Here is a 22,281-nt window from a genome sequence, read left to right as displayed (position 1 = left end):
CCGCATGTCCGTCGTCCCCGTCCTGCGCACCCGGTCGCGGCTCCCGCTGCTCCAGGTGCTGAAGACGGCGCTGGCCGCCATCGCCGCCTGGATCGTCGCGATCACGATCATCCCGGGCCAACTGCCGGTCTTCGCCGCCATCGCCGCCATCCTCGTGGTGCAGCCGAGCGTCAACCAGTCGTTCGGCAAGGCACTCGAACGCAGCCTCGGGGTGATCACCGGCGTGGTCCTCGCGACCGCGATAGGGAGCGTCTTCGGACACTCCGCCTGGATCGTGCTCCTGGCCATCGTCGTCGCCATCCTGCTCGGCTGGGTCCTCCGCCTCGGGCCGGGTTCCGCGAACCAGCTCCCGATCAGCGCGATGCTGGTCCTCTCGATCGGCGCCGCCACGCCGGACTACGCCTTCGCGCGCATCATCGAGACCGTCCTCGGCGCCGGGATCGGGCTGCTCGTCAACGTCGTCCTCGTCGCCCCCGTCCTGCTCGCGCCGGCCAGAACAGCGGTCGGTGCACTCGCGCTCGCCTGCGCCGACACCTTGGACCACCTCGCGACCGCGCTCACCAGGGCCAACACGGACGCCGAGCTGGCCGCGCTCCTCACGGAAGCCCGCGCGCTCAAACCACTGCGGGAACGCGCGATCGCCGCGGTGAAGGAGGGCGACGACAGTCTGCTGCTCAACCCGCGCCGGTCACGGCACCGTGAGGAGCTGGACCGTCAACGACTCCTGCTGCGTCGACTCGAGCCGGTGGTCACACGGACGCTGGGCATGGCGCGCTCGGTGCACGACCACGACGACCCGACCCTGCACGAGGAGCCGACGGTGGCCGACATCGCCGTCGAACTCGGCCGCGCGGCGCACGACCTCCGGCTGCTCGTGAACGACCGCGCAGCCTCCCGCGAACCCCCGACCGAGACCGCCGAACTCCCCGCGCTCACCGCACCCCTGGTGATCCACCGACCGCACCCGCAGCACTGGATCCTCATCGGATCGCTCATGGAGGACCTCCGCCGGGTCCGCGACGAGATCGTCGGCGAGCCGACCTGAGCCGACCGGAAACCACGAAGGGCCGATGGAGCGACGCTCCACCGGCCCTTCGACGTCCTGGGACTACGCCTGGTGCGCAGCCTGCAGTTCAATGGTGATCGTGACGTCGTTGCCGAGCAGCACGCCGCCGGTCTCGAGCGCCGCGTTGTAGGTGAGGCCGAAGTCCTCGCGGTTGATCTTGGTGGTCGCGGTCGCGCCGAACTTGTAGTTGCCGTAGGGGTCGGTCGCGAAGCCGCCGAACTCGACGGTGAAGGTGACGGGCTTGGTCACACCCTTGATCGTGAGGTCGCCGTCGACGAGGAAGTCGTCGCCCTTCGCGCGGGCGCCGGTCGAGACGAAGTCGATCGTCGGGTAGGACTCGGCGTCGAAGAAGTCGCCGGTGCGGAGGTGACCGTCGCGGTCGGGCTGGTTCGTGTTGATCGAAGCGACCTCGGCGGACGCGGTGACCTTCGTCTCGAGGGGGTTCTCCGGCGTGACGAACGTCGCGTTGAAGCGCTCGAACTTGCCCTTGACCTTCGAGACCATGATGTGGCGGATGCTGAAGCCGACCTCGCTGTGCGTGGTGTCGACCTCCCAGGTGCCAACCTTGTAGCCGGGAATCGTCAGGGTGTCGGTCATGCGGTACTCCTTGCGTCGATGTGCGGCGCGCTCGCGCCACGTTCTATTCAAACGCAAGGACATCGTGGCTATTCCCACGTGTCCGAGAAATTCTCCTCGACGTCATCAGGACGACATCGGCCGCATCGCGGGAAGGCCCAGCCGGACACGCAGCAGGTGGTGCGCCGCTTCGGCGACGACGTCCTCCGAGATCCTCCCCGAGCGCACCGCAGCCGCGATGTCGGCGATGAGCACGTCGGGGTCGACACCCGTCGAGGAAGGATCCGCGCCCAGGACGTAGAGCAGCATCGTGTTGCCGGCCGCCACCGCACGGATCGCGTTCTCCGACGGGTTCTGGTACTCCGGGAGACCGGTGTGCTGCAGCATGAGCATGTCGTCGGTGATCGTCATACCGGAGAAGCCGAGATCGTCGTGGAGCTTCGCGTGCCAGGCGGACGAGAGCGTCGCGGGCGCCGGATCGACCGCCGAGTAGACGAGGTGGCCGAACATGACGACCTCCGCACCGGCGTCGATGCCCGCCGCGAACGGGACGGCGTCGCTCGCCCTCCACTCCTCGAGCCCCAGCGACGTGGAGGGGACCGTCGAGTGGGAGTCCCCGGGGGCCTGACCGTGCCCGGGGAAATGCTTGAGCGTACTGAGGACCGCCCCGCGCTCTCCTCGGACCGCGGCGGCAACGCGCGCTGCAGCGGCGTCCGGGCTGGTCCCGAGCGCACGGTCGTAGATGAACGAGGTCGGATCGGCCGTCTCATCGGCGACGATGCCGAAGTTGACGGAACACCCCGCCGCAGCGAGCATGGTCGCGCGCGCCGTGAACGCCGTCTCCGTCGCCTCCGGCGGTTCTGACTTCAGGGTGTCCGCCGCGGCCGCGACGTCCTCGTCGATGCGACGGACGTCGCCACCCTCCTGGTCGATGCCGATGAGCAGGGGCATGGTGGGGTCTGGGCTGAGGGCGTCCGTGACCGCGGGCAGTCCGGCGAGTCCCGGCACGTTGTCGCCCATGAGGATGAAGCCGCCCGGTCGGTAGCGTTCGACGAAGGCTCGGAGCGCCGCGGGATCGGTGCCCGGGGTGTGCAGCATCAACATGGAGGCGATGCGCTGTTCGAGCGTCATCGAGGCCAGTTCCGCCGCGGCGCGCAGTTCGCCGGCGTCCGGCCCGGTGGCTGCCGGTCGTCCCGATCGCTCAGGCGGAGGCGGGCCCGTGCATGCGGACAGGCCGAGCATCGCACCGACCGCCACGGAGGCGCCGGTGACGAGGAAGCGTCGCCGTCCCACCTGCACCGGGCGAGTCTAGGCTCGGATCATCCATGACGGCTGGACGTCTTCGCCGGTGTGGCACAAGTGACGGATGTGACTTCGACGGCTACACTTACGTGGGTGACAGCCAGGATGGACGCATGCGCAAGCCGCTGACGAACCGATCGCCTCGTTCGAGGGGCGTCTCGCGAGCCGCCGCCCTCGGCGCCGCGGTCATCATCGCGGTGTCGTGTGCAGGTCCGGCAGCCGCTGTCAGCCCGACGGCGGTCCGCACCGCCGACTACCCGAGCTGGGACGACGTCCAAGCGGCGAAGTCGAACGAATCGACCGCCCAGGCCGAGGCCGACCGCATCGTGTCCCTCCTCGACGGGCTGCGCGACGAGTCCGCCCGGCTCGGCGACGAAGCCGTCCGCCAGGGTGCAGCGGCAGGCGAGGCCAAAGCCGCGCTCGACGCGCAGGCCGCCGTCGCCGACACGATCAGCGCGCAGGCGACGGCCGCAGCGACGGCCGCCGCGTCGAGCAAACGCCAGGCCGGGGCGGTCATCGCGCAGATGACCCGCACCGGAGGCGTCGACCCGACGCTCTCCCTCGTCCTCTCCGGCGTCGCCGACGACGACCTGCTCTCGAAGCTCAGCGCCATCAGCAAGCTGAGCGAGACCTCGGCTCAGGACCTCGCGTCCGCGACCGCCGCGAGCAACACCGCGTCCGCGCTCGCCGAGCAGGCCACCACCGCCGAGGCGGAACGGCAGCGCCTGTCCGAAGCCGCTGACGCCAGCTACGAGACCGCGCAGTCGGCGAGCGACGCGGCCGACGCTGCAGTCGCGGAGCAGCAGGCGAACCGGGATCGGCTCTACCAGCAACTCGCCGTCCTCAAGAACACGACTGCCGCGATCGAACAGGCCTACGCCCAGAGCCAGGAGGCGATCGCCGCCGAGGAGCAGCGACGCAACGAGGCGACCGGCGGAGAGGGTGCCACGAGCGCACCGCCGCCGGACCTCTCGGCCGATCCGGCAGGGGCGAAGGCGTACGCCCAGTCGGCGATCGGGGCCTACGGCTGGGGTAGCGGCGAGTTCCAGTGCCTGCTCCAGTTGTGGACGCGCGAATCCAGCTGGCGGGTCAACGCTTACAACGAATCCAGCGGGGCCTACGGGATCCCGCAATCGCTCCCGGGCAGCAAGATGGCCAGTGTCGGCGACGACTGGCGGACCAATGCAGCGACGCAGATCACCTGGGGTCTGAACTACATCGACAGCCGGTACGGCTCACCCTGTGGCGCCTGGGCGCACTCCGAAGCCGTCAACTGGTACTGACGACCCCGAGGTTCGTGCCCGAGACGGCCAAGACCACCGTGACGAGCAAGGCCGCGCTGATGATGAGCCGGAAGAGGAGCCGGTCCGGCTGACGGCTGCCGACCAGCACGAGCCCCCAGATCACGAGCCCGAGGACCCCGGCGCAGCCGATGAGCCCGACGAGCGGTGGCGCGGCGAGGCGCCCGGTGAAGACGCCGCTCTGCCCCAGCACGGCGACGACGCCCGCCACCCCGAGCGCCCCGAACGCGGCCCGACCTGCCGTCCGTGCTCCGAGGCGGTGCGGCAGACCACGGACACCGGTCCGGAGATCGTCGTCGAGGTCCGGGAGCGCGTTCGTGAAGTGGATCGCGATGCCGAACAGGCCGCCGACGGCGAGGGTCCAACCGGCCGGCGGGATGGGCGGGATCGCCGCGAACGTGACCACGGCGGGCAGTGCGCCGAACCCGATGATGAACGGGACCACCGACCACGCGGTCGCCTTGAGGTGGAGGTTGTAGGCCCAACCGCACGCGAGGAAGAGCAGGTGTGCCGCTGCCGCCGCCCAGCCGAGGGTGAAGGAGAGCGGGATGCTCGCGGCTCCGGCCAGGAGCGCCGCCAGACGGACCGTCCCGACGCTGAGGTCACCACGCGCGACGGGCTTGTCCAGCCGCCCTGACCGGCGGTCGCGACGCGCGTCGAGCCAGTCGTTCGACCACCCGATCGAGAGCTGACCGACGAAGACCACCAGCGCCAGGAGCAGCGTCCGCAGCGGCTCGACCCCGACGGCGGAAGCCAGGACGACGGCCAGGACCGTGACCGCGACGGTGGGGCCGGGATGGGAGGACGCGAACAGACGGTGGGCGGTGGAGAACACCGCCTCAGCTTAGGGTGGCTGCCCGGACGACGGCGATACACTGAAGCATGACCGTCTCCGTGAGGGCGATCGGCGTGGCCGTTCCTCAGACCATCCTCCATCAAGACGAGATCAGAGACGTCTTCCGTGATCAGCCGGGCAGGACGCGCCTCGCACAACGACTGATCGGCGCCGCCTTCGACGCCTCCGCGATCGACACGAGGCACACGGTGATCGACGCGTTCGACGACGAGGTCCCGACGACCACGGCCGCGTTCTACGACGCGGAACAACGGCTGGTCCGCTCACCCCCGACCGGCCTCCGGAACGACGCCTACATCGAGCACGCTCCCCCGCTCCTCCTGGAAGCGGCGAGGCGAGCGCTCGACGAGGCGCCCGGCCTGACGGCGGCCGACGTGACCCACGTCGTGACCGCGTCCTGTACCGGGTTCTTCGCCCCGGGACCGGAGTACCTCCTCGTCCGCGACCTCGGCCTCGATCCGGGCACCGAGCGCTACCACCTGGGCTTCCAAGGGTGTTTCGCCGCGTTCCCCGCCCTCCGCGCCGCCGCGGCGTTCTGCGCCGCCGAGCCGGACGCCGTCGTGCTCGTGGTGTGCATCGAGCTCTGCTCCATCCATCTCCGTTCCTCAGACGACCCCGACGTGATCCTCGGATCCTCGGTCTTCGCCGATGGAGCCGCCGCAGCCGTCGTCACCGGACGGGACACCGGCTCGTCGGCGCCCGTCTTCGAGTTCGACGGATGGTCCACGGCACTCGTCCCCGACGGCGAGACGGAGATGGCCTGGACGATCGGCGACCACGGATTCGAGATGGTCCTGAGCGGAGCCGTCCCGAAACTCATCGGCGAGCACCTCGAGATCGCGCTGCGCCCACTCCTCGCGGCGGCGGACGACGCCGAGGTGTCATCGATCGACCGGTGGGCGATCCACCCCGGTGGTCGGAGCATTCTCGACCGCGTCCAGCGGGGCTTCGCCCTCGACGACGAGCTGCTGGAACCGTCGCGGGCGGTGCTGCGCGACTTCGGCAACATGTCGAGCGCCACCGTCCTGTTCATCCTCAAGCGCCTCCTCGACGGCGCGGGCCCCGAGGTCGATGAACGGGTTTGTGCGCTGGCGTTCGGTCCCGGCTTGACGATCGAGAGCGCGCTGCTCCGGCTCCGCGCCGGCGGAGCCTGATGCGGGTCGATCTCACGCGGCGTGCGACGGAGCTCGTCGAGCTCATGGACGACCCCGAGTGCGACCCGGTGCTGCTCGACGCGACCTATGCCCGGTTCGCGACGGTGAACAGGCTCGTCTCGGGGTGGCGCAGTCTCTACCGTTCGCACATCCGGCCTCGTCTGGACCCGTCGCGCACGACGTCGATCGTCGACATCGGGTTCGGCGGCGGTGACGTCCCGACGGCCGTCGCCTCCTGGGCACGAGCCGACGGGCTGCCGGTCCAGGTGACGGCGATCGACCCAGATGAGCGTTCGGTCGACTTCGCCCGCCGCCGGTACGCGGAGGGACCGGTCGACTTCCGCTCGGCGCACAGCAGCGACCTGGTCGCCCGGGGCGATCAGGTCGACATCGTGCTGTCCAACCATGTCCTGCACCACCTCGACCCGGCCCAGCTGGCCGGTCTCCTGTCCGACAGCGCCTCCATCGCCCGAAGGCTCGTGCTGCACAGCGACCTGGAGCGGGACCGGCTGGCGTACGCCGCGTACGGACTCGTCACTCTGCCGGGACGGCGGCGCTCCTTCCTCCACGTCGACGGCCTCCGCTCCATTCGCCGCAGCTACCGGCAGCGGGAACTCCAGGAGGTCGTCCCCGACGGATGGCTCGTCGAGCGTCGATTCCCCATGCGGCTGCTGGTGTCGAGGAGCTTCGACGCGACGACCGACGGACGCCGATGACCGGGGTGCTCGTCATCGGCGGAGGACCGGTCGGACTGGTGTCGGCGATCCTGCTCGCCCAGGACGGTGTCGACGTCACGGTCTGGGAGCAGCGGGCGGACCCTCCGTCGGGAACGCGGGCGATCGGGATCCACCCGCCCTCCCTCGAGCTGTTCGACGTGCTCGGCGTCCTCGACGACATCCGCGTCGACGCCGTCCGAATCGACCAGGGTGAGGCGTGGAGCGGCGGTCGGCGACTCGGCACCGTCGTGTTCCGTGATCGTCCGGTCGCCCACCCGTATGTCGCCGCGCTCGAGCAGTGGCGGACCGAGCGGATCCTCCGTGCGCGCCTGGAGTCCATCGCCCCGGGGTCCTTGTCGACGGGGACCGCGTGCACCAGTGTCCGCACCGTCGGGGACGAGGTCGTCGTCGAAGGGACCGACGCCTCCGGCCCCGTGAGCGCTCGTGCAACCATGGTCATCGTCGCAGCCGGTGGGCGAGCCGGGTTCCCCGGAGCCGAGAATCCCGGGCCGGTCCACCGCTACCGCGACCGCTATCTCATGGGCGACGTCGCGGACCGGAGTGGCGCCGGGCCCATCGCGCGGGTCCACCTGCATCGTGACGGCGTCGTCGAGTCGTTCCCACTCCCCCGCGGCATGCGCCGGTACGTCGTCCACACCGGGTACACCTCCCCTCGTGACGAGACCGGTCTGCAGCCGAGTGCCGACGACCTCGCGACCCTCGTCGCGGATCGCACCGGCGAGGAGGCCGATGCGGCGACGAACACCATGCTCAGCGCGTTCGGGGTGCGGAGTCGTCGTCGGAGCCGTGTGGTCGACGGACGGATCGTCCACGTGGGCGACGCCGCGCACGAGATCAGCCCGATCGGCGGCCAGGGCATGAATCTCGGCTGGGCGGACGCCCGCGTGTTCGCGCCGCTGGTCGCGCGCGCGGTCACCGGGCGAGGGACGCTCGAGCGCGAGTTCGCGGCCGCCGCCGAACAGCAGCGGCGCGCGGTCAGACGTGCCTCCTGGCAGGCGGCGCTCAACATGCGCTTGGGTCGCCCGATCCCCACCGCACTGGTGGGCGTCCGCGATCTCGGCCTGCGGGCCGCCCTCAGCGGCCCACTGATGCCGGTGCTCGCCGACGCCTACACGATGCGCTGGTTGCGCTGAACCGACGGCGTCCTCAGGCGACGGTGATCCCCCGCCGTTCGCGCATCAGTGACCGACGTGCACGCCCGAGGGCGTCTGGTCGGTCCGGCGGATGAGGAACGACGCGCCCACCGCGAGTAGCGAGAGGACGGCGCCGCACAGGAACGCCGCCTGCACGCCCGCTGCCGTCGCGTCGACCGCGGAACTCCCGGCCGCCGCGCGAGCGGCAGCCGTCGTGGACATCATCGTGATGAACACCGCCGTCCCTGCGGCGCCGGCGAGCTGCTGGACCGTGCCGACGATCGCGCTGCCGTGGGGGTAGAGCTCGGCTCGAAGGGAGCCGAGGGCCGAGGTCAGGAGCGGCGTGAACATGAACGCGAGACCCGCGCTCAGGAGCATGTGGACGGCGATGATCATCACGATGGCGCTGTCGACTCCGAGCATCGTCAGGAGCCAGAGGGCGGCGCTCACGGCGAAGGCGCCGGGGATCACCAGCGGACGCGGCCCGAAGCGGTCGAACAACGACCCTACGAGCGGCGCGAGCGCGGCCATGGTCAGCCCGCCGGGGAGCAGCATGAGTCCCGTGGTCAACGTGTCGACCTGCAGGACGCTCTGCAGGTAGATGGGCAGGATGATCAACGATCCGAACAGCGCCATCATGACGATCACGACGAGGATGATCGACACGGTGAACGAGCGGTTCGCGAAGGTGCGCAGATCCATGAACGGCCGGTTCTCACGTACGAGTCCGCGCTGACGCAATACGAACGCCAGGAGCGCGAGGACGCCGACGGCCAGCGGGATCCACACCGGCATGAGCGCATGGCCCTCCGCCGACTCCCCGATACTGCTCAGCCCGAAGATGAGGCCACCGAAGGCGAGCGCGGAGAGCACGAGCGAGAGCGCGTCGAACCGGACCTTCCTCGGCTCGGTCACGTTGCGCACCAGCAGGGCGCCGAGGATCAGCGAGGCCACGGCGATCGGGAGCACGATCCAGAACATCCATCGCCAGTCGAGCACGCTCAGGATCAGGCCCGACACCGTGGGTCCGACCGCCGGGGCGACCGAGATGACGATCGAGATCGCGCCCATCGTCCGACCGCGAGCCGAGACCGGCACGATGTTCAGCACCGTCGTCATCAGCAGCGGCATCATGATGGCGGTTCCGCTGGCCTGCACCACGCGGCCGAGCAGCAGGGTGCCGAAGCCGGGTGACAGCGCGGCGATGAGCGTGCCGAGGCTGAAGAGGACCATCGCCGTGATGAACATGGCGCGGAGGGAGAACCGCTCCAACAGGAACCCGGTGGCGGGGATGACCACGGCCATCGTGAGCATGAAGCCGGTCGTCAGCCACTGCGCCGAACTCGCCGTGATGTCGAGGTCCTCCATGAGCCGCGGCAGGGCGACGCTCATGATCGTCTCGTTGAGGATCACGACGAACGCCGACACGAGCAGCAGTCCGATGAGGAGCTTCGACCCGGGCGGGAGGCGATCTGCCGAGGACTTCCCGGAGGTCGGGACCGAACCTGTCGGATTGGGCACGGTGTCAGTCGTCATAGCGGTGTCATCCTTCTCAGGCCTCGGCCGTCGTCAGGGCAGATGCCTGCCCTCTGGAAGGACAAGCACCGGATCGCCGCGGGTATTCCCAGGCGTGTCGACCGGTTACGCGCAGGGCGAAGACCCGTTCCGGATGAACGGTTCCGGTGCCACCATGAAGCCATGACTGTTCCCACCATCACGCTCAATGACGGCCACACCATCCCCCAGCTCGGTTTCGGCGTCTTCCTCGTCGACCCGCAGGAGGCGGAGCGCATCGTCTCCGATGCACTCGAGGTCGGCTACCGCCACATCGACACCGCCGCGATCTACAAGAACGAGGAGGGCGTCGGCGCCGCCATCGCCAAGTCCGGCATCCCCCGCGACGAACTCTTCATCACCACGAAGCTCTGGAACGACCGTCACCAGAAGGCGTCCGCGCACGCGGCGATCGACGAGAGCCTCGACAAGCTCGGTCTCGACCACGTCGACCTCTACCTCACCCACTGGCCCACGCCCGGCAAGGACGACTACCTCGAGGCGTGGTTGGCGCTGGAGGAGATCAAGGCCGCCGGCAAGACGCGCTCGATCGGCGTCTCGAACCACCAGGTCGAGCACCTCGAGAAGCTCCTCGCCAACTCCGACACCGTCCCGGCGGTCAACCAGATCGAGTTGCACCCGGCTTTCGCGCAGCGCGAGCTGCGGACGTTCGGCGCTGAGCACGGGATCCACATCGAGTCGTGGGGGCCCCTCGGTCAGGGCAAGTACGACCTCTTCGGTGAGCAGTCGGTCGCGGCTGCTGCCGAGGCCCACGGTGTGACGCCCGCACAGGTCGTCATCCGCTGGCACCTCCAGAACGGCCTGATCGTCTTCCCGAAGTCGAACTCGCGCGAGCGCATCGCGCAGAACTTCGACGTGTTCGGCTTCGAACTGTCGGCCGACGAGATCGCCGCGATCGACGCCCTCGACTCGGGGAAGCGCGTCGGCAGCCACCCGGACGAGGTGAACTGACCTCGGGTTCCGGCCCAACGAAGAAGTCCCCGTCAGCTGTTCGGCTGACGGGGACTTCTTGATGTTCCAGTGGATCTGAGGGGACTCGAACCCCTGACCCCCTGCATGCCATGCAGGTGCGCTACCAGCTGCGCCACAGACCCATATTCACGTTGCTTGCCCCTGCTGTTTCAGCGGAAGCAACTTGAATAGGTTACTACATCTTGAGAGCGGTTGTGACCACTTTCGATGCCGACACCGACGCGTCGGTCAGCTCGCGGGCTGTGGAGCCGACGACACCAGCGGAATCACCGGGCAGTCCTTCCACAGGCGCTCCAGCGAGTAGTACATCCGCTCCTCCTCGTGGAAGACGTGGACGACGACCTCGCCGAAGTCGAGGAGGATCCAGCGACCTTCGGACTTGCCCTCGCGACGCAAGGTCTTCACGCCGCTCGCGTTCAGGCGATCCTCGACCTCGCCGGCGATGGCGACGACGTTACGCTCGCTCCGCCCGGTGACGAGCAGGAAGGCGTCCACGAACGGCAGCGGGCCAGAGACGTCGAGTGCGACGAGATCCTCGCCGCCCTTCGACTCGGCTGCGGTCGATGCGAGCTGGACGGCGTCCAGCGTGGTGTCGGACAGGGTCATGTGGTGTACTCCTCTGACGACCGCAGCGGATGCGGTCGGGTGAATGGCGGAAGGGCTAGAACGCCCCGCCGAAGAATCCGATGATGAGCACCGCGATGACGCCCGCCGCGAGCACCGCGGCGGCGATCGCGAGGGTCATCAGCAGCTTGTTGCTCTGGTTGGTGGTGGCCGGGACGACGTCACGCGTCGATCCGTGGCTACTGACCGCGCGGCTCGCCGCGACGGGCGAAGCGGCGGTGACGGAGGCCGGGAGTTCGTCCCCCTCGACGAGGCGGTCGATGCCCGCGCCGTCGAAGTGGTTCGGGTCCTGGCCGGCGGAACCGAGCCCCCGAGGGAGGTCGATCGTTCCGGTGATGAGGATCTCGCCCGTGGAGTTCGACGTCGCACCGGCCTCCGCCTGCGCGGGGGCCACGGGGATGATGAGCGAGCTCGTGGTGATCTGGCCCGTCGTCGTCATGCTGCTGCCGAGCAGGTCTTCGAACGCGACCTCGTTGTCGACCTGTGAAGCGCGCTCGGCCTCGAGCGCCGCCACGAGCATGGAGTCGCGCCCGAACCCCTTCGAGAGCGTGGACGCGGGGTCCTCGGAGATGTCGTCGCGGTCGGAGACGTCGAACAGGGAGCCGGACGCGACGGGCTTGTCGCTCGCCGGCGTCACCTGGGGTGCCGGAGCCTCGGACGCCCGAGCCTTGGCGGCTCGCTCCTCCGCGGCGGCACGCTCGGCTGCCTGACGCTCGGCCGCCTTGCGCTCATCGGCCTTGCGCTCGGCAGCGAGGCGATCCGCGTCCTGCTGCTCGTGCAGCTTGCGGGCCGCGGCCTCACGGCGTTCGGTCTCCGCAGCGGCTTCAGCCTCGGCGGCGGCCGTCTGCTGCGCGAGCTTCGCGGCCTGCTGCCGGGCGGCCTTGTTCTGCTTCTGGGGAGGAGCGACGACCTGATCCGGCGTGCGCGGCGGCAGAGCGACCGACGGCACGGGCTGCTCCACAGGGGGTGCGACCGGCGCGGTCGCCGCCGGGATCTGTTCGATCGAGCCGGTCCGCTCCAACTCGCGGAGTTGACGACGAGTGAGCCCACCGGTGGGAGCCGGGCTCGGCGCGCCGGTCGACGGCGTCGTGCCGGGGCTCGAGGCGGGCGCAGCTGACGCTGGTGCGGGTGACGCCGGCTCGACACGTGGAGCGCCGCTGGCCTCCGACACTGCCGGCTCGGGGATCGCTCCCCCGGCGACCGGCTCCGACGTCGATGCGCGACGGCTCCGCGGTGCAGCCGCTTCGGGCGCTGCATCGTCGGCGGGCGTCGACGACTGCTGGCTCGCTCGAGCCTGTCGCCTGGTCAAGGGCGCGTCTTCTGGCAACGCGGTCATGTGGCTTCACTCCGATACAGGTGGTGCTTGGTGATGTACTGCACGACACCGTCGGGAACCAGATACCAGACTGGAAAGCCTTTGCTCACCCGGCTCCGGCAATCCGTCGACGATATCGCAAGGGCCGGAACTTCCAGCAAGCTTACGTCGTGCTGCGGTAATCCGGAAACGTTCAAATCGTGTCCCGGACGACTCACAGCAACGAAGTGCGCCAGATCCCAGACCTCTCTGACGTCTTTCCAGCTGAGGATCTGGGCGATCGCGTCCGCCCCGGTGATGAAGAACAGCTCGGCGTCCGGCCGCTTGCGTCGCAGGTCGCGGAGGGTGTCGATCGTGTAGGTGGGACCGGCGCGGTCGATGTCGACGCGGCTGACGGTGAAACGGGGGTTCGCCGCGGTGGCGATGACCGTCATGAGGTAGCGGTGCTCGCTGTCGCTCACACCCGACTTGCGGTACGGCATGCCGGTCGGGACGAACACGACCTCATCGAGGTCGAAGTGTTGCGCGACTTCGGAAGCGGCGACGAGGTGCCCGTGGTGGATGGGGTCGAACGTTCCACCCATGACGCCGATCCGAGGACGACGTGTCGTCGTCTCGGCGACGGGCGCGCTCACGCCGGACAGCTCAGTGACCGTGCTCGCCGTGCGCCAGCGTCGGCTCGTCCTTGCCACCGTGGCGGTTGGCGACGTCGCGATAGCTGAAGGTCACGGCGCCGAGGATGGCGAACAGCACGAGAGCGACAGCGCCGAAGACCCAGGTCGGAGCGGCGAGTTCGACGGCGTGCTCCGACTCGGCCAGAACGGTGGCAGCCAATACGGACGCGGCAATCGACATGATCTCTCCTTCTGTGCGACGCCTGGTGACGCCCACCTCAGTCTAGCGACTACCGACGGGTGTGGCCCGTACCACGCACGAGCCACTTCGTACTCGTGAGTTCCGGGAGGCCCATCGGCCCTCTGGCGTGCAGTTTCTGGGTGGAGATGCCCACCTCGGCGCCGAACCCGAACTCCGCGCCATCGGTGAACCGGGTCGACGCATTGACCATGACGACCGCCGAGTCCACCTCCGCGAGGAAGCGGTCGGCGTTGACGACGTCGTTCGTCACGATCGCGTCCGTGTGGCCGGTGGAGTAGCGGTCGATGTGCTCGAGCGCGGCATCGAGGTCGTCGACGACGCGCACCGACACCTCGAGCGACATGTGTTCGGTCGACCAGTCCTCCTCGACGGCGGCGACCGAATCGGGGAAGATCTCGCGCGCCTGCTCGTCCGCATGGATGAGCACGTCGTGCTCCCGGAGGTCGCCAAGCACGGCGGGCAGCAGGCGTTGAGCCGCGTCGCGGTGGACGAGCACGGTCTCGAGCGCGTTGCAGACCGAGGGGCGCTGGATCTTCGCGTTGCGGACGATGTCCACCGCCCAGTCGCGGTCCGCGCTCGCGTCGAGGAACACGTGCACCACACCGGCGCCGGTCTCGATCACCGGCACCGTCGACTCCCGGACCACCGTCTCGATGAGCGAGGCGCTCCCCCGCGGGATGAGGACGTCGATGAGGCCCCTGGCGTTCATGAGCTGCTTCGCGCCGTCCCGGCCGAACTCGTCGATCGTCTGCACCGCGTCACCGGGCAATCCGACGGACTCCAGCGCCGATCGGAGCAGACCGACGAGGACCGCGTTGGTGTGCTCTGCCGCGGAACCACCGCGGAGGACGACCGCGTTACCGCTCTTGATCGCGAGGGCGGCGATGTCCACGGTGACGTTCGGTCTGGCCTCGTAGATCGCGCCGACCACGCCGAACGGGACGCGGACCTGCTCGAGCTTCACGCCGTCCGGTGTGTTGCTGCCCCGGACGACCTGACCCACGGGGTCGACGATCGCGATGACGTCGCGCACCGCGACCGCCAGCCCCTCGATCCGTCCGCGGTCGAGGCGGAGACGGTCCTGCAGGCCGACCGCCATCCCCTGCTCCCGCCCGCTGGCGAGGTCGAGCTCGTTGGCGGCGATCACCGCGTCGGCGCCCTCCACGATCGCCACGGCGATCGCTTCCAGCGCCCGGTTCTTCTGCGCGGTGGTCGTCTGAGCGAGCATCCGGGACGCACGCTTCGCAGCGGCGAGACGATCCATGAGCGGGAGCGCGGTGGTGAGAGACGACGACATGCGTCGATTGTACTCAGCGACCCCAGCGGAGCCGGCTCAGGCCGGCTGGAACCAGGTCCCGAGCTGCTCGCCCCGGAGCGCGGCGGCGACGTTCGCCGTCGAGGTCACCAGGACGGAGGTCCCTGCCTCAGCAGCCAACCGGGCCGCGGACACCTTCGTGCCGGCACCGCCCGTTCCAACGCCCGCTGACCCGATGTCGCCGAACGTCACGCCGGTGAGCGGGTCGCCGAACGGCACCTCTTCGATGCGCTCGGCACCGGGCTCCTGCGGAGGACGCGTGTACAGCGCGTCGACGTCGCTCAGCAGGATCAGGACGTCCGCCGCGACCAGCACCGAGACGAGCGCAGCGAGCCGGTCGTTGTCGCCGAACCGGATCTCATGCGTCGCCACGGTGTCGTTCTCGTTCACGATCGGGAGGATGCGCAGCCCCAGCAGCCGTTCCATCGCCCGTTGGGCGTTGCTCCGGTGGCTCGGGTTCTCGAGATCGCCCGCCGTCAGGAGCACCTGACCGGCGACGATGCCGAACCGGTCGAGGCTGTCCTGGTACCGGTAGATGAGGACGTTCTGCCCGACGGCCGCAGCCGCCTGCTGCGTCGCCAGGTCGCTCGGGCGTGCATCGAGGCGCAGGTACGGCATCCCGGTCGCGATGGCGCCGGAGGACACCAGGACGACCTCGGTCCCCCTGTCGTGCGCTCCGGCGAGAGCCTCGACCAGCGCAGTGATCTGCCCGGCGTTCTCACCGCTGATCGAAGAGGAACCGACCTTCACGACGATGCGGCGGGCACCAGGGATCGCACTGCGCTGGCTGACGGTCACCGTTCGTCGTCCTCCGACGCGCCACCCTCGTCCTGCTGGGCGTCAGCCGGCACGGAGCCCACTTCGAAGCCCTCATCGTCGTTCCAGAGACCGGCCGCGCGTTCGCGGAGCAGCTCCGCGCGCGCCTCGGCCTTGGCGTCCATGCGCTCGAAGTACTCGTCACGACGCTGGTTGCGGGTCGGGCGGTGGCTCGCGTCGAGACGCGGGTCCGTTCCACGCGGTTGCGTCAGCAGTTCCGCGGTGCTCGTGAGTGTGGGCTCCCAGTCGAAGACCACGCCGCCACCCGCACCGATCATGACGGTGGCACCGGCGACGGCGCCGGCCTTGAACAGCGCCTCTTCGACACCGAGCTTCGCCAGGCGGTCCGCGAGGAACCCGACGGCCTCCTCGTTGTTGAAGTCCGTCTGCTGCACCCAGCGCTCCGGCTTCGCGCCGAGGATGCGGTAGAGGTTGCCGTAGGTGCCACCCTCGACCGTGACGGTGAACTTGGAGTCGTCGACCGGCTTCGGGCGGAGCACGATCCGAGGCTTGGCGGCCTCGAGGGCTGCGCGGGCGCGGCTCTCCTCGACGAGCTCGCTCAACGCGAACGAGAGCTGTCGGAGACCTTCGCGCGAGACCGTCGAGATCTCGAAGACCTTGTAGCCGCGTGCCTCGAGGTCGGGACGCAGGAACTCGGCGAGCTCCCTCGCCTCCGGGACGTCGATCTTGTTGAGGGCGATGAGCTGCGGGCGCTCGACCAGCGGCGTCTGGCCCTCCGGGACGGGATAGGCGGCGAGCTCGGCGAGGATGACGTCGAGGTCGCTGATCGGGTCGCGGCCCGGCTCGAGCGTCGCGCAGTCGAGGACGTGCAACAACGCGGAGCACCGCTCGACGTGACGGAGGAACTCGAGGCCGAGCCCCTTGCCCTCGCTCGCGCCCTCGATCAGGCCGGGGACGTCCGCCATCGTGTAGCGCACCTCGCCGGCCTCGACGACGCCGAGGTTCGGGTGCAGCGTGGTGAAGGGGTAGTCGGCGATCTTCGGCTTGGCAGCAGACATCGCGGCGATGAGGCTCGACTTCCCGGCCGACGGGTAGCCGACGAGCGCGACGTCGGCAACGGTCTTCAGCTCGAGGAGGACATCGCCCTCCCAGCCGTGCGTGCCGAGGAGCGCGAAGCCCGGGGCCTTGCGCTTGGTCGAGGCGAGCGCCGCGTTCCCGAGGCCACCCTGCCCGCCGGGCGCGACGACGAACTCCATACCTGGCTCGACGAAGTCGACCAGTTCGACGCCGTCGACGTCCTTCACGACGGTGCCGACGGGCACCGGCAGGATGAGCGTCTCGCCCTGGAAGCCGTTCCGGTGGTCGCCCATGCCGAAGCCGCCGGTGTCGGAGCTCCGGTGCGGAGACCGGTGGTACCCGAGCAGGGTCGTGATCTGAGGGTCCGACACGAGCACGATGTCGCCACCGTGTCCGCCGTTGCCGCCATCGGGGCCGGCCAGCGGCTTGAACTTCTCGCGCTTCACGGAGACGCAGCCGTTGCCGCCGCCGCCCGCTCGCAGGTGCAGTGTGACCCGGTCGACGAATGTGACCATGGACGCTCAGCCCCTCTCTGGATCATGTAACTCGGTTGTACGACAGCAGGGGGCGGGCCGAAGCCCGCCCCCTGCTGGAAAGATCGGTGTTGCTACTCTGCAGCAGCGACGATGTTGACGACCTTGCGGCCGCCCTTGTTGCCGAACTGGACGGAGCCAGCCTCGAGAGCGAACAGCGTGTCGTCGCCGCCACGGCCGACGTTGGCGCCGGGGTGGAAGTGCGTGCCGCGCTGACGGACGAGGATCTCGCCCGCGAGGACGACCTGGCCGCCGAAGCGCTTCACACCGAGACGCTGTGCGTTGGAGTCACGACCGTTGCGAGTGGAACTCGCACCCTTCTTGTGTGCCATCTCTTCTTCTCCTCGATGCCTTACTTGATGCCGGTGATCTTGACGCGCGTGAGCTCCTGACGGTGCCCCTGACGCTTCTTGTACCCGGTCTTGTTCTTGAACTTCTGGATGATGATCTTCGGACCGCGGAGGTTCTCGAGCACCTCGGCCGTCACCGTGATCTTCGCGAGCGACTTCGCGTCGGAGATGATGTTCTCACCGTCGACGTGGAGCACCGCGGGAAGCTCGATGTTGCCATCCTTGTCGGCCTTGACCCGGTCCATCGTGACGATGGTTCCGATCTCGACCTTCTCCTGCCGTCCTCCGGCGCGCACAACTGCGTAAACCACTACGTACCCGTTCTTTGGGGAGCGAAACGCTCCGACTGACTGTTGCTGGAAGTTACTGCTCGGAAAGGCTCGAACACGTGGGACACCTTGATGGCAGAAAACCGTGGGTGGCAATGAAAACTCAATGCACACCAACGGTCGAGTTTACTTCATCGTGCAGTCCAGGTCAAACCAGCAGGACAGACGCTCGAGATCGAGGCTGTTCCTCACGGCTCCCACACCGGATGCACTCGACCAGTGTACCCCGGGGCCTCCTGAACGAAGGCCGGGTGCCCGGCGCGTCCGGACCCGACCGGGAATCCACCGTCGGCGACGGTGGTTGGATGGGGGCATGACCGTGCTCATCGACCCCCCGCTCTGGCCGGCACACGGCACCCTGTGGTCGCACGTCGTGAGCGACAGCTCGCTCGAGGAGCTGCACGCGTTCGCCGAGCGCACCGGTCTGCCGCCACGCTCGTTCGACCTGGACCACTACGACGTCCCCGCCGAACGGCATGAGACCCTCGTCGCGGCCGGGGCGGTGGCCGTCACCGGCGGGGAGCTCGTCCGCCGGTTGATCGCCAGCGGCCTGCGCATCACCGCACGAGAACGGCGCGCCTCCCGCGGAGACGCGCCGTCCTGATCGATCAGTCCTACTCGGCCTGGCGCTGCGACGCGTCCGATCCGACAGCCTGCCCACCGGCGAGCGAAGCCGTCGACACGCGTCGGCTCCGGCCACGACCCTGACCGGGCTGCTTCGGCTCAGGAAGCGCGTCGAGGACGGACTCCAGCAGGTGCTCCGGATCGACCACGGCAGCACGCCGCGGCTTGTCGGCCACCGGGGCGATCGGCAGGTCCAGCAATGCCAGCGCGGGTGACGCGGATTCCGCCGTGGTGTCGGCGGAACGGTCCTCGGTGGAGCCACGACGGGCGTCGTCGCCGCCTCGACGTCGCGGCTCGCGCTTCTCGCGGCGGCTGCGGCGGCCCTCCTGCTGCTGTCCGGCGGACGCGGCCGACCGGTCATCCTGCTGGGGCGTGGATTCCTCGGTGGTCCGGTCCTCGGCGCTTGCCGCCTCTGCGACGACCGCATCGGCGACCGCCTCGGCCGCGGCGAGTTCCTCGTGGTGCAGCGTGCGAGCGGCGATCAGCGCGAGCGCGTTCTTCGCGTCGTCGGTGATCCCGTGCGTCTGACCGGCCGGCTTCTGCTGCGCGTTCTGGCCGCCTGACGGCTGACCGCCCTGCGCTCCACCCTTGCCGCGACGACGCTGCTGCTCCGGCTGCGGGGTCTGGCGGTGACGGACGACGGGGTCGTGGTGCACGACGACGCCACGCCCGGCGCAGACCTCACACGGTTCGCTGAACGTCTCCAGGAGCCCGAGACCGAGCTTCTTGCGCGTCATCTGGACGAGTCCGAGCGAGGTCACCTCGGCGACCTGGTGCTTCGTCCGGTCGCGGCTGAGGCATTCGACGAGACGTCGGAGGACCAGGTCGCGGTTCGTCTCGAGCACCATGTCGATGAAGTCGACGACGATGATGCCACCGATGTCGCGGAGTCGGAGCTGACGCACGACCTCCTCGGCGGCCTCGAGGTTGTTCTTGGTGACCGTCTCCTCCAGGTTGCCGCCTGAACCGACGAACTTGCCCGTGTTGACGTCGACCACCGTCATCGCCTCGGTGCGGTCGATGACGAGTGAACCGCCGGAGGGGAGCCAGACCTTGCGGTCGAGCGCCTTCTCGATCTGCTCGGCGATGCGGTAGTCGACGAAAGCGTCGCCGGTGCCGTCGTAGGCCTCGACCCGCTCGAGCAGGTCGGGCGCGACGCCGCGGAGGTAGCTCTGGATGTCCTGGAGGGCGTCGGAGCCCTGGATGACGAGCTTCTGGAAGTCCTCGTTGAAGACATCGCGGATGATCTTGATGAGGAGGTCGGGCTCGCTGTGGAGCAGTGCCGGCGACTGGACGGTCTCGATCTGACGCGAGATCTCCGCCCACTGCGACTTCAGCCGCGTGACGTCGAGCGTGAGCTGCTCCTCGGTGGCGCCCTCGGCGGCCGTGCGCACGATGACGCCGACGTTCTCCGGAAGGACCTCCTTGAGGATCTTCTTCAGGCGTGCGCGCTCCGTGTCCGGCAACTTTCGCGAGATCCCGTTCATCGAGCCGTTCGGCACGTAGACGAGGTAGCGTCCGGGCAGGGAGACCTGGCTCGTGAGGCGCGCACCCTTGTGGCCCACGGGGTCCTTCGTGACCTGCACGAGGACGGTGTCGCCGCCCTTCAGTGCGAGCTCGATCCGGCGGGGCTGGTTGCCCGTCTCCACGGAGTCCCAGTCGACCTCACCGGAGTAGAGCACGGCGTTACGCCCGCGGCCGATGTCGACGAAGGCCGCCTCCATGCTCGGCAGGACGTTCTGCACGCGCCCGAGGTAGACGTTGCCGATGAGCGAGGCCTCCTGGCTCCTGGCGACGTAGTGCTCGACGAGGACGCCGTCCTCGAGGACGCCGATCTGCGTCTTGCCGTTCTTGGAGCGGACGACCATGACGCGGTCCACCGACTCGCGTCGCGCGAGGAACTCGGCCTCGGTGACGACCGGACGACGACGACCCGCGTCACGTCCGTCGCGGCGGCGCTGCTTCTTGGCCTCGAGCCGGGTGGAGCCGCGCACCTTCTGCGGCTCGGTGATGAGCTCCGGCTCGCGAGGCGTGCGGACCTTGACGACGTTGCGGCTCTCGGAACGCGAATCGCCGCGCTCGGCCTGCTCCGGTCCGTCCTCGCCGGCACGACGACGGGTGCGTCGCCGGGACGAACTGAGTTCCGCTTCGAGCGGCTCGTCGTCGCGGTGCACGATCGGCGGGAGGTCCGGCGCCTGGAACAGCAGCATGGTCGTCGGCGGACGCACCGGTGCGACGGGGGTCGATTCCTCCTGCGTCGTCGGCTGCTCGGTCTCGGTGGACCCGTCGGCGGCGTCAGGTGTCGTGAGCTGCTGGTCGGTCGGTTCGTGCTCGGTCTCCGGCGTGGCCGGGTCCTCGGTGTGCTCTTTCACCATTCCTGGTGTACTCCCCTATGCCGGGTCGGTGGCCGCGCCACCCTCCGGTTCTTCATCTCGTGCGAGCGTCTGCGGGTGCAGTCGTTCGCAAATCCTGTGTGATCGCTGGCTCTCGGAGCTCTCACGATCGTGCCGGCACGTGCCGGCGGGTCCTGGGCTCTCATTGCCCAACAAGCCTGTTGTGTCGTGCGGTCGAGCGCGGCTCGGGCACAACCCCTCGATTATCGCACGAACGGGGCCGGCACTCCTGAGCGCCACCTGCCCGGGCATGTCCTGGAGCGTCTGAGCCGGCGCGCAGCTCCGCGTGCGACAATCGGAGCGTGTCAGCTCCGGTCATCGACGCGCGCCCCAAGGGCCTCGCGATCTTCCTCATCCTCGCAGGCGTCATCGGGTGGATCGCCGCGTTCGCGCTCACGCTCGACAAGTTCCAGCTCCTGCAGGACCCCGACGCACAACTGGGCTGCAACCTGAGCATCCTGGTGCAATGCGGCGTCAACCTGAACTCCTGGCAGGGCGCCATCCTCGGGTTCCCGAACCCGCTCATCGGTCTCTCCGCCTGGATCGCGCCGATCGCCGTCGGGATCGCGATCCTGGCCGGCGCGCGGTTCGCGCGGTGGTTCTGGATCGCCTTCAACGTCGGACTCCTCGGCGCCCTCGGGTTCGTCATCTGGCTGATCTCCCAGAGCATCTTCGTCCTGGGCACGCTCTGCCCGTGGTGCATGGTCACCTGGTCGGTGACGATCCCGTCGTTCATCGCCGTGACGGCGTTCACGCTCAAGAACGGGATCATCCCGGCCTCGCCGGCCGTCCGCCGGGTCGCCGGCGTCGTCTCCTCCTGGATCGTCGTGGTGACCCTCGCTTGCTACCTCGCCGTCGCGGTCATCGCGCAGCTGCGGCTCGACGTCCTGTCCTACCTCTGACCCCTGCCCTGCAGAACGACGAAGCCCGCCCCCGGAGACCGGGGGCGGGCTTCGTCGTCCGATGGACGGACCGACGTCAGGCGAACCAGAGCGCGAGCTCGCGCGAGGCGGACTCGACGCTGTCCGAGCCGTGCACGAGGTTCTGCTGCACCTTGAGGCCCCAGTCACGACCGAAGTCGCCGCGGATGGTGCCGGGGGCCGCCGTCGTCGGATCGGTCGTGCCCGCGAGCGAACGGAACCCCTCGATCACACGGTTACCGGCCACGCGGATGGCGACGACCGGGCCGCTCAGCATGAACTCGACGAGCGGTTCGTAGAACGGCTTGCCCTCGTGCTCGGCGTAGTGCGCGGCGAGGAGTTCGCGGTCGGGCTCGACCATGCGGAGGTCCACGAGGGAGTAGCCCTTCGCCTCGATCCGGCGGAGGATCTCGCCGGTCAGGTTGCGTGCGACGCCGTCGGGCTTCACGAGTACCAGGGTTTCTTCAACAGCCACG

Annotated in this window: 23 protein-coding genes and 1 tRNA gene; 8 read left to right on the top strand and 16 right to left on the bottom strand. The window is 69.1% G+C overall.

The genetic code is table 11. The features are described 5' to 3' along the window. Nucleotides 1-4 precede the first annotated feature (4 nt). Nucleotides 5-1,045: an FUSC family protein gene (locus QRN26_RS07120; protein WP_285036026.1), complete on the top strand. Its 1,041-nt coding sequence runs from the start codon at nucleotides 5-7 to the stop codon at nucleotides 1,043-1,045. A 63-nt stretch (nucleotides 1,046-1,108) separates the two neighbouring features. On the opposite strand, the gene QRN26_RS07115 is transcribed toward QRN26_RS07120, so the two are convergent. Continuing rightward, a complete protein-coding gene (locus QRN26_RS07115; RefSeq protein WP_056006583.1) occupies nucleotides 1,109-1,663 on the bottom strand; it encodes a YceI family protein in 555 nt (184 codons plus the stop codon). A gap of 105 nt (nucleotides 1,664-1,768) precedes the next feature. Then, complete coding sequence (locus QRN26_RS07110) at nucleotides 1,769-2,941, bottom strand: glycoside hydrolase family 3 N-terminal domain-containing protein (RefSeq protein WP_056006586.1); 1,173 nt, start codon at nucleotides 2,939-2,941, stop codon at nucleotides 1,769-1,771. Nucleotides 2,942-3,057: 116 nt separating this feature from the next. On the opposite strand from QRN26_RS07110, the gene QRN26_RS07105 reads away from it, so the two are divergent. Further along, complete coding sequence (locus tag QRN26_RS07105; RefSeq protein ID WP_285036025.1) at nucleotides 3,058-4,227, top strand: aggregation-promoting factor C-terminal-like domain-containing protein; 1,170 nt, start codon at nucleotides 3,058-3,060, stop codon at nucleotides 4,225-4,227. Here the strand turns inward: QRN26_RS07105 and QRN26_RS07100 are convergent. Continuing rightward, nucleotides 4,214-5,080 (bottom strand): UbiA family prenyltransferase, encoded by an 867-nt coding sequence (locus QRN26_RS07100; protein ID WP_285036024.1) that lies wholly within the window; start codon nucleotides 5,078-5,080, stop codon nucleotides 4,214-4,216. The genes QRN26_RS07105 and QRN26_RS07100 overlap by 14 nt on opposite strands. A 47-nt stretch (nucleotides 5,081-5,127) precedes the next feature. Here QRN26_RS07100 and QRN26_RS07095 point away from each other — a divergent pair, with 47 nt between their 5' ends. Genes QRN26_RS07095 through QRN26_RS07085 form a run of 3 tightly spaced genes read left to right on the top strand, consistent with a single transcriptional unit; the run spans nucleotide 5,128 to nucleotide 8,125 of the window. Beyond that, nucleotides 5,128-6,255, top strand: a complete 1,128-nt coding sequence (locus QRN26_RS07095; RefSeq protein ID WP_056006593.1) for a type III polyketide synthase — start codon at nucleotides 5,128-5,130, stop codon at nucleotides 6,253-6,255. After that, nucleotides 6,255-6,971 (top strand): methyltransferase domain-containing protein, encoded by a 717-nt coding sequence (locus tag QRN26_RS07090; protein WP_285036023.1) that lies wholly within the window; start codon nucleotides 6,255-6,257, stop codon nucleotides 6,969-6,971. The genes QRN26_RS07095 and QRN26_RS07090 overlap by 1 nt, the downstream gene beginning before the upstream one ends. Beyond that, the gene (locus tag QRN26_RS07085; RefSeq protein ID WP_285036022.1) at nucleotides 6,968-8,125 is read left to right on the top strand and encodes an FAD-dependent oxidoreductase; all 1,158 of its coding nucleotides are present in this window, start codon (nucleotides 6,968-6,970) and stop codon (nucleotides 8,123-8,125) included. The genes QRN26_RS07090 and QRN26_RS07085 overlap by 4 nt, the downstream gene beginning before the upstream one ends. A 45-nt stretch (nucleotides 8,126-8,170) precedes the next feature. Here the strand turns inward: QRN26_RS07085 and QRN26_RS07080 are convergent, their stop codons facing one another. After that, nucleotides 8,171-9,661: a DHA2 family efflux MFS transporter permease subunit gene (locus QRN26_RS07080; protein ID WP_056006603.1), complete on the bottom strand. Its 1,491-nt coding sequence runs from the start codon at nucleotides 9,659-9,661 to the stop codon at nucleotides 8,171-8,173. Between the two features lie 162 nt (nucleotides 9,662-9,823). Here QRN26_RS07080 and QRN26_RS07075 point away from each other — a divergent pair, with 162 nt between their 5' ends. After that, nucleotides 9,824-10,651, top strand: a complete 828-nt coding sequence (locus tag QRN26_RS07075) for an aldo/keto reductase (protein WP_056006606.1) — start codon at nucleotides 9,824-9,826, stop codon at nucleotides 10,649-10,651. Nucleotides 10,652-10,721: 70 nt separating this feature from the next. Here QRN26_RS07075 and QRN26_RS07070 read toward each other — a convergent pair. From QRN26_RS07070 to rplU, 10 genes are all read right to left on the bottom strand, one after another. Then, nucleotides 10,722-10,794 (bottom strand) — tRNA-Ala (locus QRN26_RS07070). Between the two features lie 106 nt (nucleotides 10,795-10,900). Then, nucleotides 10,901-11,278 (bottom strand): ribosome silencing factor, encoded by a 378-nt coding sequence (gene rsfS, locus QRN26_RS07065; RefSeq protein WP_056006609.1) that lies wholly within the window; start codon nucleotides 11,276-11,278, stop codon nucleotides 10,901-10,903. A 55-nt stretch (nucleotides 11,279-11,333) separates the two neighbouring features. Further along, entirely contained in the window at nucleotides 11,334-12,605 is a 1,272-nt protein-coding gene (locus tag QRN26_RS07060) for a hypothetical protein (protein WP_285036021.1), read from the bottom strand. 23 nt (nucleotides 12,606-12,628) lie between these two features. Then, a complete protein-coding gene (nadD, locus tag QRN26_RS07055) occupies nucleotides 12,629-13,246 on the bottom strand; it encodes a nicotinate-nucleotide adenylyltransferase (protein ID WP_255353616.1) in 618 nt (205 codons plus the stop codon). Nucleotides 13,247-13,256: 10 nt separating this feature from the next. Beyond that, nucleotides 13,257-13,466: a hypothetical protein gene (locus QRN26_RS07050; protein ID WP_056006618.1), complete on the bottom strand. Its 210-nt coding sequence runs from the start codon at nucleotides 13,464-13,466 to the stop codon at nucleotides 13,257-13,259. 49 nt (nucleotides 13,467-13,515) lie between these two features. Beyond that, a complete protein-coding gene (locus QRN26_RS07045) occupies nucleotides 13,516-14,784 on the bottom strand; it encodes a glutamate-5-semialdehyde dehydrogenase (protein ID WP_285036020.1) in 1,269 nt (422 codons plus the stop codon). A gap of 36 nt (nucleotides 14,785-14,820) precedes the next feature. Then, a complete protein-coding gene (gene proB / locus QRN26_RS07040; protein ID WP_056006623.1) occupies nucleotides 14,821-15,600 on the bottom strand; it encodes a glutamate 5-kinase in 780 nt (259 codons plus the stop codon). Beyond that, entirely contained in the window at nucleotides 15,597-17,171 is a 1,575-nt protein-coding gene (gene obgE, locus QRN26_RS07035; RefSeq protein ID WP_285036019.1) for a GTPase ObgE, read from the bottom strand. The genes proB and obgE overlap by 4 nt, the downstream gene beginning before the upstream one ends. A gap of 92 nt (nucleotides 17,172-17,263) precedes the next feature. After that, nucleotides 17,264-17,521 (bottom strand): 50S ribosomal protein L27, encoded by a 258-nt coding sequence (gene rpmA / locus QRN26_RS07030; protein ID WP_056006626.1) that lies wholly within the window; start codon nucleotides 17,519-17,521, stop codon nucleotides 17,264-17,266. Between the two features lie 20 nt (nucleotides 17,522-17,541). Then, entirely contained in the window at nucleotides 17,542-17,850 is a 309-nt protein-coding gene (rplU, locus tag QRN26_RS07025; protein WP_082455812.1) for a 50S ribosomal protein L21, read from the bottom strand. A gap of 331 nt (nucleotides 17,851-18,181) precedes the next feature. Here rplU and QRN26_RS07020 point away from each other — a divergent pair, with 331 nt between their 5' ends. Next, nucleotides 18,182-18,472, top strand: coding sequence for a DUF4031 domain-containing protein (locus tag QRN26_RS07020; protein WP_285036018.1), 291 nt, complete (start codon nucleotides 18,182-18,184; stop codon nucleotides 18,470-18,472). 10 nt (nucleotides 18,473-18,482) lie between these two features. On the opposite strand, the gene QRN26_RS07015 is transcribed toward QRN26_RS07020, so the two are convergent. After that, nucleotides 18,483-20,867, bottom strand: coding sequence for an Rne/Rng family ribonuclease (locus tag QRN26_RS07015; RefSeq protein ID WP_285036017.1), 2,385 nt, complete (start codon nucleotides 20,865-20,867; stop codon nucleotides 18,483-18,485). Between the two features lie 320 nt (nucleotides 20,868-21,187). On the opposite strand from QRN26_RS07015, the gene QRN26_RS07010 reads away from it, so the two are divergent. Further along, complete coding sequence (locus QRN26_RS07010; RefSeq protein WP_285036016.1) at nucleotides 21,188-21,787, top strand: vitamin K epoxide reductase family protein; 600 nt, start codon at nucleotides 21,188-21,190, stop codon at nucleotides 21,785-21,787. 76 nt (nucleotides 21,788-21,863) lie between these two features. On the opposite strand, the gene ndk is transcribed toward QRN26_RS07010, so the two are convergent. Continuing rightward, nucleotides 21,864-22,280 carry a nucleoside-diphosphate kinase gene (gene ndk, locus QRN26_RS07005; protein WP_056006638.1) on the bottom strand — a complete coding sequence of 139 codons (417 nt, stop codon included), beginning with the start codon at nucleotides 22,278-22,280 and terminating at the stop codon, nucleotides 21,864-21,866. Between the last annotated feature and the right edge of the window lies 1 nt (nucleotide 22,281).

The organism is Plantibacter sp. ME-Dv--P-095 (assembly GCF_030209365.1).
In the GTDB taxonomy this organism is placed as follows: domain Bacteria; phylum Actinomycetota; class Actinomycetes; order Actinomycetales; family Microbacteriaceae; genus Plantibacter.
The sequence above is the reverse complement of the archived record's forward strand: the minus strand, read 5'-3'. Positions and strand labels throughout refer to the sequence as shown.